This window comes from Gelidibacter mesophilus DSM 14095 (genome assembly GCF_000423005.1).
Lineage (GTDB): Bacteria > Bacteroidota > Bacteroidia > Flavobacteriales > Flavobacteriaceae > Gelidibacter > Gelidibacter mesophilus.
On sequence record NZ_AUHD01000005.1, the window covers coordinates 85163 to 98917 of the forward strand.

Below are 13755 nucleotides of genomic sequence, written 5' to 3' on the forward strand. Positions count from 1 at the left end.
AGATTCTAAAGTGGCGAAACCATAAATTACCCTAAACATTTAAAACAAAAGTATGAAAATTTTCAGAATACTATTAGTCTTCGTTTTTCTCCTAAGCTCCTATGGACTTTCGGCCCAAACAGATGTGGTCAACATAAAAAACCTTAATTCTAAAATTCCTATTGATCCTACAGTAAAAATAGGCAAACTAGGCAATGGTCTTACCTATTATATAAAACACAATCCTAAGCCTTCAGACAAAGCAGAGTTACGGCTTGTTTTAAATGTGGGCTCGATTTTAGAGGATGAGGATCAACAAGGCCTTGCACACTTTATCGAGCACATGGCTTTCAATGGTACCAAAAGTTTTGAAAAAAATAAGCTCATTGATTATTTACAAAGTCTTGGTGTTGAGTTTGGAGCCGACTTAAATGCTCATACCAGTTTTGATGAAACTGTATACAAACTTTCGATTCCAACTGATGACCCAGAGATTTTTAACACTAGTCTAAGTGTATTAAGAGATTGGGCAGACGGTATTACATTTTCCCATCAAGAAATTGATAACGAACGTGGTATTGTTGCTGAAGAATTGCGTGCAAGAAGTGGTGCAAGTACACGTATGTATTATCAATCTATACCAATGCTCACGAATAACTCAAGATATGCAAAAAGACTTCCTATTGGAACATTGGACGTGATAATGAATTCTGAATATGATGCTCTTAAAAGATTTTATAAAGATTGGTATCGTCCAGATTTAATGGCACTAGTGGTAGTAGGGGATTTTGATGTTGCCGAAACAGAAGAAAAAGTCAAAAAAATGTTTGGGGGTTTAAAAGTTGTTAAAAATCCTAGAGAACGTGTTTATTATGATATTAATGATAATGAAGCCCCTTCCGTTAGCATTATTACAGATAAGGAGGCACAAGGTGTTAGCATTTCTATTTACCATAAGAAGCGAGGTACTGAAGTTGAAACCTTGAAAGATTATAAAGAACAACTCCTACAAATGCTTTATTCAGGCATGTTAAAACAACGTCTTGCCGAGGTAGAGAAATCCTCAGAAGCACCATTTTTATCTGCAAATGCAGGTATGGGAAAGTTTTTGGGGCCTTTAGATAGTTATTATTTACGAGCCATCTTAAAAGAAGACAAGGTTAATGAGGGTATTGAAGCTTTATTGACAGAAAGTGAGCGGGCTAGACGCTTTGGTTTTAAAACTTCTGAATTAGAGCGTTATAAAGCAGAGTTACTCAATAGCGCAGATCTATATAGGAAAGAAACTGGAAAAATTCCAACGCGCAATTACGTAGAACGTTATATCGATAACTATACGGATAATAAACCTATTCCGAGTGATGCCTTTAGATACAATTTCTACAATGAAATATTGCCAACCATAACAGTGGAAGATGTCAATAACCTTACAAAAAAATGGATTAGCGATAAAAACATTGCAGTTGTCATAAATGCAATAGAAAAAGACGATTTGAAGTTGCCAACCGTAAGCGAGATATTGGAACTTCTAAATAGAAATTCAAAGAAGAAAGTGGAGCCTTATGTGGATACTCTTGAGAATCTTAAGTTAATGACTGAGATACCAAAAGAAGGTGAAATTATTAGCAGTACATATAACGACAAGGTTGATATGACGATGTGGAAATTTGCAAATGGCGTTACTGTAATTGCAAAACCAACAAGCTTTCAAAACGACATGATTTCAATGAATGGATTTAGACCTGGAGGAAGCTCTGTTGCGCCAGATTCAATATACGTTTCTGCAAGAAGCGCAGGTAATATCATTGGCGCTAGTGGCATTAATAATGTATCTAATATTGATTTAGATAAATTGAACATGGGTAAGAGTGTCAAAGTAACGCCGTACATTAACTTCTATGACGAACTGTTATCAGGAAGTAGTTCCGCTGCAGATTTAGAACGAATGCTACAAATGACTTATTTGTATTTTACAGCACCTAACAAAGATCGAAATGTATTTGACGCATATAAGGCAAATTCTTTATCACTATATAAAGATCAAGACAAAAGCCCTGATGCAGTGCTTAGGAAAAAAATCAGTGAAGTCATGACACAAAATCATTTAAGAGGAATCCCGCTTACAGAAAAACAAGTTGAGAAAGAGATGGATTTAGACATCGCTTTTGATTTTTACAAGGAAAGGTTCGCATCTGCCAATGGCTTCACCTTCGTTTTTGTGGGCAATTTTGATATTGAAAAACTTAAAACTTTTACTACGCAATATTTGGGAAGTCTTCCTTCGAATATTAATAAAACAAGCACTTGGAGTGATATCGGATTAAGACGTCCTGAAGGCATCATTAAAAACACAGTAGTAAAGGGTATTGATGATAAAAGTCAAGTGGTCATGAATTTTTCGGGCAGCTTAGATTTTACACTTGAAAAAAAGGAGCAATTAACCTTATTGGGCAAATTGCTCAAAATTAAGCTCACGGAAGAACTTCGCGAGAAAATGTCTGGGGTTTATGGTGTAAGAGTTTCTGGTTTTGCAGCCAATAGACCTAATGATTGGTACCGTATGAACATCGAATTTACTTGTGCACCGGAGAATATAGATAGGTTGAAAAATAAAGTTTTTGAAGAAATTGAAAAAATAAAGCGTGATGGCGCATCTCAAAAGGATTTGAACAAACTTAAGGAAGCCGAATTGTCACGTACAAAAGAATGGCTGACCAATAATAGTTATTGGATTGCAAAACTAAAGGAGGCTTATGAATTTGATTTAAAGTATCGCGATATTTTAAATTACGAAACTCAAATAAATGAGTTGAGCACCAAAGATTTTAAAGATGCAGCCAACACCTATTTTGATGAGAACAATTATGCTGAATTTATTTTGCTGCCTGAATCGATAGTTAAACATTAAAAACCTCCTTTAAGGATCAGTGAATTTAGTGTTCAAAAAGCTTGGATAAATTTTATTCAAGCTTTTTATATTTAATAGTATTGGCCTTAGATGAAAATCTAAAGTAGTGAAAGATAATATTGTTTTTATATCTTAATAAAGTGAGTTCCAATTTACAAAACCGCACTCCTTGTTGATGGATGGATGGATGGATGGATGGATGGAACAAAATTGACCTGTGCTTTTTGTGTTAACATATTTTCATCACTCGCTCAGCCCATTGCAACTCCATTTCGCGAAAAGCTCCATTTCGTGCAAAGCGCTTCCCTAAAAATCTTGGACCCAATTCCAAAGTTTACAGATTTACCGTGTAAATATGTCTTAATAAAATGTGCGTTATTTCTCGAGATTACCCTTTGGTTAACTTTGGAATAGCGTCCGCTTAACCAAGTAATCACTATTCCATTTTCTTCACAAAGTTTAAAATTTAGCTCGAGACGGACTGCATAACCGGTCGTGCCTCTCTTTTATAAGTCCTTACTCGATCTAAATTTTGGTTTCGGTATTCGAAAAAGGTAACAGCGATAGGCACTATGGGAAGTAAATGATTGAGAAGATGGTGATGGCTAATTGTATTCATACTGTTTAGACAAAAATTGTTGGCTATTATGAAGCTTTGATCCGACAACTCAAATTAAAAGGAAAACGCTCAAGATATAATAAGTAAATGGTTTTATATCATTATGGCAAGAAATACACAGCATTAAAAACCAAATATCGGGGCTTAAAAATTGGTCTATTTCATTAGAAATAAAAAAATTAAAAAGACTGGGCTTACAGTTTTATAAAATATAATTAAAAAACTTAATCTTGGAACTGTTAAAAGATAAGTTGTTACCGATCATTTGGAATCGGCTCTTTAGTTTTTGCAAGAAAGTATGAAAGCACCGAAATGGAATGGAGGGATGGAATAGCAAGAGGGTAACGGGCAGAGCCACGTTACGAATTCTTTTTAGCGCATAAGTTGTTGAATTTCAATTAATTAAAAACCGGTAAATTTTATAAATTTCATGAATTTGCGACAAACGCCCACAAACCGCCTGTAAACAGGGAAGAATTTGCGTCAAACCCACAAAAAAGCAAAAGATTATGGATTCATTCATCACCATCAGATTCAGAAGGAAAACCGCCAAACGTTTTCAAGAATTTTCAAAGACACACTTCAAGACTCATACAGAAACGATGGAAGCCATTCTTGACTTTTTCTTTTACAATGAGATCTCGCCAAAGGAAAAACTGGGGCCAACCGGAAGAACCATTGAAGCCAATTTAAAGAAACGGATGAATGCGATTATAGCGATAATTAAAGCCATCGAAAAGATCAGACCAAGCCAACCGTTGCTATGCTTCATTCCTTGTTTACAGAAATCCAACCAGTTAAAAAGCCGCGATTGATAGAGAAAAGTCCTGAAGAATTTAGAGCACAATTTGAAGGTAAAAAAACTGAATAAAATATTACCGTGCATTATCAATCGAGAAGTTGAACTATGTCATTTGAAAGATAATTATACTTATAGATTATATCTGTCTAATCCCTGAAATGAAAACATAAATAGATTTATTTCATGTTAAAATAGATTATCTCAAAACATATAGAATCTTGTTGGGTTTGAAATAGGAAAGAAGAGGCACCACATGCTTTTGTAGGGTTTTAGTTATAATGGGTCGCTATAGTCCTTAATCTTTGTGGTATGAAGATAGTCCCGTTGGGTTTTAAATGAGTGGTTCTTTTTTATTTCATCAGCTTTTAATATCCATTTTTTTGCACAGGCAACCCAATTGACAATTGGATTACCGTTCATTTTCCAACCTATGGCCTCATAAAAATTATAGAACATCTGGGCTTCTAAGTAACTCCGCTTTTCCTTTTTAAAAAAATCTAAAACTATGTGTTCATTTTCAGGTCTTGTTTGTTTAATAGAGTTTTTAAATGTTTTTATTTTTTGTTTATTAAAAGGAACCATATTTTGGACAGAGGTCGCATCAAAAATTGAACAAGAGTTGTTCGTTTTTTGATCAGGGTCAGTATCATATCTGAACAGCTCTATGATCGAGCCAATTTGTGGATTGCTAGAAGGATAGTATTTTAAATATCCTAATTTATTTAGATCTTGAAGTAATTTTAAGTAAGTAGTTCTCGAACGGATTTTTGCAATAGACATAATCAATTGACTATTGATCATTAATTTTTGTGGAAAACGCTTTTTATTCCACAATTGAAAGAAAGCCAGATACAAGTTTCGATGACCTGGGCCGATTCCTGGATCTTTGTGAAATTTGCGCATTACGCCATTGAGATGAGTGATGTAATTGACAGTTGACATAACATAAAGATTTTAAACATTATTTTGATAATTAGAAAATTAATCAATTTAAATAGTTTATTATCAGATATTTGTGATTTTATTTTCGAATAAAATTTGCTATTGTTTAGTCTCTTTTGATAGCATAATGCATGTCTGGTCATTTCGTTTAATGGAATCTGATATCTATTGATAGAAGCCAAATTTTTTAACAGAATAGGAGTTTTCAGATTTAATACGATCGAAACGCTTATTTCAGAAGAATTTTGAGAATTTGTTTAACTAAGTGCTCTATTCCCATAGGAAATTAGGATCTTCAAATTATCCTTTTTCGACAACAATAAGTGATGAGACCAGACGATATATATAACCATAAAACATTCATAGGTAATTTGAAAGACTCAAAATACTTCTGTATATTTTGAGACAATCAATTCAAAGATTTGGCAATAATTGCTTATATTGCCAAATCTTTGTGTAATAGAATTTAAAAAAAACATAGCAACTATCGCTTCCGAAACGCTACATATCGATAACCTTATTAAGGAATTTTCAGCTAAGGAGAATTTCAAAGTCATTGATATTATGGCCTATTATCAAAAATTTGGTAATGATGTTAAACGCGCTACCGTATATTGGAGAATATATGATCTTGTAAATAGGGGAATACTTCACAGAGTAAGCAGAGGATTGTATTCTTTATCAGAAAGTGAAGGCAAAGAATATATTCCAGAAATTAATAAATCTTTAATATACCTATCTGGCAAAATTTATAAGCAATTTCCATTTATTGATTTCTGTATATGGTCAACAAAATGGTTAAATGAGTTTATGTTACATCAACCATTTCGATTTTATAACATAGTAGAGGTAGAAAAGGAAGTGATGGAATCGGTTTTTTATGCACTAAAAGAACAAGGAAAAGAAGTGTTTCTGGACCCATCAGAAGACATAATCAATAATTACGTTGTAAATGCTTCTGAACCCATTATCATTACACGATTGACAACAGAAGCGCCTACCCAAAAAGTAAATAAAGTAGTCACCCAAACCATAGAGAAATTACTGGTAGATATTTATTGTGACCCAATAATTTTCGCAGCACAACAGGGAGCGGAATTAAAATGGATATACAAAGCAGTACTTGACAAATATAATGTAAATAAGCCTAAAATGCTTCGCTACGCGAGTAGAAGAAATAAGCGAGATGAAATAGAGAGTTTTAGAGAATTGATTAACAGATGATAAAATTAAACTTAATATCGAATTTGAAATTATTGAATCTATTATTTCTATACGATATAAGAGAAATTTTATTTTAATTTGACCATTCTTGGAAGTTCCCATTTGTCAGCTTAATTTACTACTATGAAAATTAATGAAAATCAAGAGAGTATATATAGCGGCTTTAAAAGTATTGGAGAAGAAATATCTGGATTTTATTTAGGTGTTTTGAAAATAATTAATGATGATACAATTCCTTCGAGATCTTATCTTATTGCTCATTCTGCAAGAGAAATTGATGGAGGTATCAGAGATATTTTAGCACCAAAGGAAGAAAAAGAGAAAAAACAGAAAGAATTATCATTAGAAGGGGAATTAAAAAATACTAAAGGCCATGTTGCTTCTATTTTGGTAGCATTAGATTTGCCTATTGATGATTCTTTTGCCTTATAATACATAGATGTTGCTACAAAATTCGTTAAGAATACGCATAGAAGCGGTGCTTTCAAGCCATCAAGAGCATCAAGTGATATAATTCTACTTTGGGAAAGGTATGAAATTATTTTGCTCAAATTATTAGGTAATTTTATAAATCAATTAAAGCAGATAGAGAGAATTTTAAAGTTTGATAAACCAACTGATGAAATTCTACACACGATAAAGAACATTTTTAGTGATAAGCAGAAAGAGCATTATTTTTACAACAATTTAAAGAATATTAATTGGCTTGAACCATTACACCAAAATGGTTTTTTTTCTCCTGAATATCTACTTGATGATTCTTATTGGAATCAATCCGAATATTTGGAATACCTATCGGTGCAAATAAAAGAGGGTGAAATTGACGAAGCCTACAGCGGAGCGAATCCTTTTTTAGAGGTTGAGGCATTTAAGCCAAGTTCACTTGAGCGTTTTTTCGTTTATAATAGTTTCAAAGCTCCGAGAAATTTTAATTCTACTGCAAGGCTTGTTGGCTGATTTTAATCAGCCGCTTTTTAATATCATGATAAATATTCTATTTAAAGACAGGATTAAGGGTAGGGTTCAAGCATTTTCGTCCTCATAAACCATTGGACCTATGATACACAAATAATTTTGTATACTTTACTTCTTCTCTATCAGTAAAATCTTAATTTATTCATTTGTCTGGACTTAGAATTTACCACGCGCCAATCTTGGTTGAACAGAAATTATTTTATAGGTCCCTTACAAATAGTTTCAAGAAATTTTAATTATTTAATGCTAGTATATTTAATAAGAAGGTCTAGTTTTGCAAATTAGTATTTTTAGAAAAGGTTGCCTGCTCTTGTAGGCATTAAAAGGGAATCTGGTGAAAATCCAGAACTGTCCCGCAGCTGTAAGCTTTTTGTTGAAGCCCAATTATGGTCACTGTCTATTGAGATGGGAAGGCCGGGTGGATGAAGCAAGTCAGAATACCTGCCATTTCTTATAATTCTTTAAGGCTTTCGGGGATTGGAGCTTGGATTTGTAATACAAGCGCTGTGTTAAACAGTTGTTTTTGTCTTCCTTATTCTTCCTCGTGTGCAAAAAATGATCATGAGGAACTGCATACATTTCATTTATATTTTATTTTTCGGATTGGTATCCTTTCCTACCGTTCTTTTTGCCCAAGTGCGGGATACCTTGGTTCCTATTGAATTAAGCGAAGTGCTCTTAAGTCACGACAAAAGCCGTTACGAAGCCCACCATTCGCCTGCTCCAGTCCAATCCATTTCAGGAGAAACACTCAAAAAACTCAGCAGTTTATCAGTTGCCGATGCGCTGAGGTATTTTAGTGGCATTCAGCTCAAGGATTACGGCGGGATCGGTGGTATAAAAACGGTTAATGTCCGAAGTATGGGCTCGCAACATACCGGCGTTTTTTATGATGGCATTCAATTGGGCAATGCGCAAAACGGCCAAGTGGACCTTGGTAAATTCTCTCTCGAAAACATGGAGCAAGTCAGCCTTTATCAAGGCCAGCGCACAGAAATGGATCAGTCTGCAAAATCCTATGCTTCCGCCAATACCATTTATCTCAAAACCAAAACGCCAAAATTTAATGAGGATCAAAAGTATCAGTTGGCAGTTGGCGTCCGCACAGGATCTTTCGGACTGTTCAATCCCTCATTGAGCCTCAATTACAAAATTAGTGAATCGATTTCAGCTCGTGTGAGTACCGAATTGGTAAACGCACATGGCAAATATCGATTTCAATACTCTAATGGGGTATATGATACCATTGCACAGAGAAAGAATGCTGACATCACCTCCTATCGTCTAGAAGCCTCGTTGCATGGCCAACATGATAAAGACACATGGAATCTGAAATATTACCATTATGATTCCGAAAGAGGATTGCCGGGAGCAATAGTGGCCAATCGGTTTAAGCGTCCGCAACGCTTGTGGGACAGAACTAATTTTTTGCAGGCCGATTACAAACATCAATTTTCACAGAAGTATTCGCTTACCGTTCGAGGGAAATACGCTGATAATTATTCGAGATATTTAGACCCAGAAATTATCACCACAACAGGATTTCTTGACAACACTTACGAACAGCAGGAGTATTACCTCTCTCTAGTGAATACATATAGGATCAAGCCATTTTGGACCTTGAGTTTGGCTACAGACTTTCAGTACAATGTAATGCAAGCCGATTTATACCGTTTTGCCTATCCAAAAAGAAGTTCACTTCTAAATGCTTTGGCGACGAATTTGAATTTTGAAAGATTTAATCTCCAGGCCAGTCTTTTAAGTACCAGTGTTTTTGAATCTGTGAAGTATTACGAAGCAGCAGATGATTTGCAAGAGTATTCGCCGTCTCTCCTAATTAATTTTCAACCGTTTGCGTCGCCTGATTTCAGGATGCGCACATTTTATAAAACCATATTTAGGATGCCCACCTTTAATGATCTGTATTACACCTTTGTGGGCAATACATTTTTGGATCCTGAATATTCTGAACAGATTAATTTAGGTTTTTCCTGGCAAAAGGAGGTTGGAACTACGGTTTTCAATTTGAGCAGTGACCTCTATAAAATTTGGATTACCGATAAAATTGTGGCCGTTCCAGGCACGAATCTGTTTAGATGGACCATGTTCAATCTTGGGGAGGTAGAAACATTGGGCATAGAAACGAAACTTACCAACTCCGGAAAGCTCGGGTCTAGGATTAATTATTCGGCTGTCCTTAACTATACGTTTCAGGAATCTTTAGATGTCACCCCCGGAGGCAGTAGCTACGGGCAACAAATCCCTTATACACCCAAGCATAGCGGCGGTTTAAGTGTAATGATCGATTATAAGGAATTCGGTTTTAACTATAGTTTTATTTATACAGGCGAACGCTATAGCCAAAAAGCAAACATTGCATCAAACTATTTGCAACCTTGGTATACGCACGACTTATCTCTGAGTTATGATTTCCCATTCTTGATGAAAAACCCTTTAAAATTGGGATTGGAAGTCAATAATGTTTTAGACCAGCAATATGCAGTCATTAAAAATTTCCCAATGCCCGGAAGGTCCTTTCGGTTAAGTCTTAATTACGAATTTTAATCTCAAAAAACGATGAAAAAACTATGTGTATTAGTGATGATTTTTTTTAATGTGTATGCTTGCCAAACTGATGATCCCGTAGCGGATGACATCATCCAAAACCCTGGAGACGGTGGCATTGAACAACCCGGCGGTATTGTTGAAGGCTTCTTTTTATTGAACGAAGGCAATATGTCCATGAACAAAGCGTCCCTTGATTATATGGATTATGAGACTGGAACTTACAGGAGAAATGTATTCAGTCAGGCCAATCCTAACTTAGTTGGAGGGCTAGGAGATGTAGGAAATACCATAGGTATCTATGGCTCAAAATTGTATGTTGTCGTGAATGCTTCCAATAAAATTGAAGTGCTCAATGCTGATACTGGCATACGCATCAAACAAATAGACCTTGCGAATGGTCGCTACGTCACGTTTTACAAAGGAAAAGTTTATGTGAGCAGTTATTTGGGCAGCATTGGAGACCCTAACGCTCCTAAAGGCATCGTGGCGGAGATTGACACCACGAGCTTGAATATTACTCGCCGAGTAGAGGTAGGGAGGCAGCCTGAAGAACTGGTGGCTTACAATGATAAAATTTATGTAGCCAACTCGGGTGGCTATAGTCCGCCAGATTATGAATCTACCATTTCTGTGATTGACATTCCTAGCTTTACAGAAAACAAACGTATTGAGGTGGCGGTCAACCTTCACCGTTTAAAAATTGATAGGGAAGGCGACCTATACGTGACCTCAAGAGGTGATTATTACGAGATTCCGTCAAAGTTGTTCGTAATCGACACCAAAACCGAAACGATTAAAAAGAGTTTTGATATCGGGGTGACTGATTTTACCATACATAATGATGTGGCTTATATGTACAGCACAGAGTTCAGTTATATTTCTGGCGATTATGATATTTCTTACCGAATGCTGGACACGCAAACAGAAATATTTCTGGAAACTACATTTATTTCTGACACCCACAAGGCGCTTATCGAAATGCCTTATGGCATCGCCGTTCATCCTGAATCAGGTGATGTCTTGATTACGGATGCCAAAGATTACGTAACGCCGGGTACGCTCTATTGCTTTACTCCGGAAGGCGCATTGAAATGGTCCGTTGAAACGGGTGATATTCCCGCACATATAGCTTTTAAATACAAATAATCTAAATCTTAAATAACAAAAAAATGAAAACAAATTACAACAAACTACTCGTGGCTATTTTTAGTATTGCCCTTTTTCTGACCGCGTGTTCTAACGATGATGATCATGGAATTTTAGCGCCAGAAGTGACAATGGACATCCAAGATCAAGCACTTCAACTGAGCGTTGGAGACAATTCTACCTTCTCGGCTAGTAATCAAAATAATTCAGTATATACGGAGACCTGGTCTTTGGGAGATAGCATTGTGTCTAATGCTGATACCTATATTTTTGAACCGAAAAACTCGGGGACTTATAATCTTTCTTATGCTGCTGTTAATGAAGCAGGGACGTTTGCCTATGAATACACCATAACGGTACTTCCTAAGTTAAGACCAATAACCGACGACAGCAAAGCGTTCGTAACGGCTCTTTTAGACTTTTGGCCAGCTCCGGGTCAGTTTATCAATAAAAAGCCTGGAAACCTAGAAAGTGCAGAAGGTATTATTGGAGGCCGTGGCTTAGTAAGTTTAGGAGGCTGGGGAGGTTCAGTAACCTATACTTTTGATCATACGGTACTTAATCATGCTGATAAAAACGACTTAATTATATATGGCAACGCCATGCCAACATTCTCTGAGCCGGGTGTTATTTATGTGATGCAAGATGATAATGCTAACGGATTGCCAGATGATAAATGGTACGAAATCAAAGGAAGTGGTCACGATTTAGAAGGTACTGACCGCGCTTATAAGGTTACTTATTACAGGCCTGCAACTGCTGATGGCGATGTGCCGTGGGAAGATAACAACGGCAATACTGGTGTTATCGCCAAAAACGCATTTCATAAACAAGCCTACTATCCAGAATGGATTACTGAAGATTCCTATACCATTTCTGGCACCTTGTTATCCGATAGTAATATTGATATGAGCAATCCTTCCTACATCACCAGTAAACCTTTTGAATACGGTTATGCTGACAACACGAGTGGTGGAGATCAAATTGATTTAGCTGATGCCATTGATGCAGACGGCAATCCCGTTAATTTAAGTGGGATTGACTTTATCAAGATTCAAACCGGAGTACAAGCCAATATGGGGTGGCTGGGTGAATTATCGACTGAAGTCACTGGTATTGCTGATTTAAATCTGATTGACTAATCATTATATAACTAAAACAACATGAAACTTAAATTCTCTTTTTTTAAAAAATTATGCATTCTCGCTTTTGCAGTGAGCATCGTAGGTTGTAGTAGTGATGACGATGTTTTTGTCAATCCACCATCCGTAGAGGGCGCCCAACAATTGCAAGATACCATCACCATGGGACAATCTCTTTTGCTGCGTCCGAAATTCAGCAATACCAAAAATTCAATTTATGAATGGAAGGTTGATGGCGAGTTGGTAGGCAATGATTCAACCTTCGTATTCATCCCGCAAGTCCGCGGAACGCATCAAGTAAGCGTCTTGGCGAAAAATGAAGGAGGAGAAGCGTCTCTGACTTACGACATCCACACATGGGGCGCTTTTGAAAATGGTTTTTACTTGATCAACGAAGGTTGGTTTGGACGAGGTACCGGAACGGTGGGGTTCTACCGCTATGATAGCCAAACTCTGGAAGATAGTGTGTTTGTGAAGACCAACCCAACTAAGGACCTCTTCCCTTTAAATTCTACTTTAGGATTTGGAACCATTCATAATGAAAAATTATATTTAGTGAGCAAGGTAGGAGGGCCAGTTGTGGTTTCTGATGCTTATTCGTTGGTAGAAGAACAACGGATTCCATCCAATTCTGGCAACGATTGGCGCGCATTTGTTGGGGTTTCAGATACGCAAGGTTTGTTGAGTTCCAGCAATGGTATTCATAAGGTGAATCTTGAAACGCTCCAAGTTGAAGATGCTCTAACTGGAATTTCAGGACAGATTGGAGACATGCTAAAGGTAGGAGAATATATCTTTATATTATCTCAACGCGAAGGTGTTCTTATATTAAATGCTGCCACTTATGAAGTTGAGAAACGTATCCCGGATATGGCTTTAGGTTTTGTAAAAACTGAAGACAATAGGGTTTGGGCAGCAGGTGGCACCACCTTGGTCAAAATTAATTCGAGTACTTTAGAAACTGAAGACATAGAGCTCGGCTTTAAAGCAAATAGTAGTTGGGGAGCTTGGCATCCTAGTTCAATAACTGCCCATGAGAATACGGTATTTATTGCTAAAAACGGATCTTTCGGAGGTGGAAATGAAATTTATCGCTATACAAATGACAGCGCTTCATTGCAAAATCCATTTATCAAACTTCCGGAAACAGAGGTGCTTTATGGTGCTGGATTGGCATTTAATCCAGATTCAGGTCAATTGGTTGTGCGTACCGTTCGTGATGGCTGGGGCGAAAACTTCAGTTATAATAAACTTCATTTTTATAATTCCGATTCCGGTAATTTAGAAAAAACCATAGCCTATGATGGTTATTATTTCCCAAGTACTATGGTGTTTCATGAATAGCTATGATGAATTTAGGAAATCCGCTCTTAATCTTTAATTATAAATGCTCCAGTATAACATTGGAGCTTTTTTTTTGCTCAACCTAGGTTAGTTGAAACCGATGATT

9 protein-coding genes, 1 pseudogene and 1 riboswitch are annotated in these 13755 nt (G+C 36.3%); of the genes and pseudogenes, 9 read left to right on the forward strand and 1 reads right to left on the reverse strand.

The window, feature by feature from the left end:
- The first annotated feature begins 52 nt into the window (after positions 1–52).
- Together G525_RS0105775 and G525_RS20395 are read left to right on the forward strand one after the other, a co-directional pair.
- The gene (locus G525_RS0105775; RefSeq protein WP_027125308.1) at positions 53–2887 is read left to right on the forward strand and encodes a M16 family metallopeptidase; all 2835 of its coding nucleotides are present in this window, start codon (positions 53–55) and stop codon (positions 2885–2887) included.
- A gap of 1128 nt (positions 2888–4015) precedes the next feature.
- Positions 4016–4377, forward strand: a pseudogene (locus G525_RS20395) (BfmA/BtgA family mobilization protein).
- 204 nt (positions 4378–4581) lie between these two features.
- On the opposite strand, the gene G525_RS20400 reads toward G525_RS20395, so the two are convergent.
- Positions 4582–5250 (reverse strand): hypothetical protein, encoded by a 669-nt coding sequence (locus G525_RS20400; protein WP_051209822.1) that lies wholly within the window; start codon positions 5248–5250, stop codon positions 4582–4584.
- 441 nt (positions 5251–5691) lie between these two features.
- On the opposite strand from G525_RS20400, the gene G525_RS0105795 reads away from it, so the two are divergent.
- The 7 genes from G525_RS0105795 (at position 5692) to G525_RS0105825 (ending at position 13649) form a co-directional block, all read left to right on the forward strand.
- Complete coding sequence (locus G525_RS0105795) at positions 5692–6474, forward strand: DUF6577 family protein (RefSeq protein WP_245577738.1); 783 nt, start codon at positions 5692–5694, stop codon at positions 6472–6474.
- A 123-nt stretch (positions 6475–6597) separates the two neighbouring features.
- A complete protein-coding gene (locus tag G525_RS0105800; RefSeq protein ID WP_027125311.1) occupies positions 6598–6906 on the forward strand; it encodes a hypothetical protein in 309 nt (102 codons plus the stop codon).
- A 111-nt stretch (positions 6907–7017) separates the two neighbouring features.
- Entirely contained in the window at positions 7018–7431 is a 414-nt protein-coding gene (locus G525_RS0105805; protein ID WP_027125312.1) for a hypothetical protein, read from the forward strand.
- A 298-nt stretch (positions 7432–7729) separates the two neighbouring features.
- A riboswitch (cobalamin riboswitch) is annotated at positions 7730–7912 on the forward strand.
- A gap of 98 nt (positions 7913–8010) precedes the next feature.
- The gene (locus G525_RS0105810) at positions 8011–10014 is read left to right on the forward strand and encodes a TonB-dependent receptor plug domain-containing protein (RefSeq protein WP_035479201.1); all 2004 of its coding nucleotides are present in this window, start codon (positions 8011–8013) and stop codon (positions 10012–10014) included.
- Between the two features lie 12 nt (positions 10015–10026).
- Positions 10027–11163 carry a YncE family protein gene (locus G525_RS0105815; RefSeq protein WP_027125314.1) on the forward strand — a complete coding sequence of 379 codons (1137 nt, stop codon included), beginning with the start codon at positions 10027–10029 and terminating at the stop codon, positions 11161–11163.
- A gap of 23 nt (positions 11164–11186) precedes the next feature.
- A complete protein-coding gene (locus G525_RS0105820; protein ID WP_027125315.1) occupies positions 11187–12305 on the forward strand; it encodes a hypothetical protein in 1119 nt (372 codons plus the stop codon).
- Positions 12306–12326: 21 nt separating this feature from the next.
- Complete coding sequence (locus G525_RS0105825; protein ID WP_027125316.1) at positions 12327–13649, forward strand: DUF5074 domain-containing protein; 1323 nt, start codon at positions 12327–12329, stop codon at positions 13647–13649.
- Positions 13650–13755 lie beyond the last annotated feature (106 nt).

Excerpts from the sequence above, each read along its gene's own strand:
- G525_RS0105775 (WP_027125308.1), top strand. The coding sequence starts at position 53 with ATGAAAATTTTCAGAATACTATTAGTCTTCGTTTTTCTCCTAAGCTCC.
- G525_RS20400 (WP_051209822.1), bottom strand. The coding sequence starts at position 5,250 with ATGTCAACTGTCAATTACATCACTCATCTCAATGGCGTAATGCGCAAA.
- G525_RS0105820 (WP_027125315.1), top strand. The coding sequence starts at position 11,187 with ATGAAAACAAATTACAACAAACTACTCGTGGCTATTTTTAGTATTGCC.
- G525_RS0105825 (WP_027125316.1), top strand. The coding sequence starts at position 12,327 with ATGAAACTTAAATTCTCTTTTTTTAAAAAATTATGCATTCTCGCTTTT.
- G525_RS0105800 (WP_027125311.1), top strand. The coding sequence starts at position 6,598 with ATGAAAATTAATGAAAATCAAGAGAGTATATATAGCGGCTTTAAAAGT.
- G525_RS0105810 (WP_035479201.1), top strand. The coding sequence starts at position 8,011 with ATGAGGAACTGCATACATTTCATTTATATTTTATTTTTCGGATTGGTA.
- G525_RS0105815 (WP_027125314.1), top strand. The coding sequence starts at position 10,027 with ATGAAAAAACTATGTGTATTAGTGATGATTTTTTTTAATGTGTATGCT.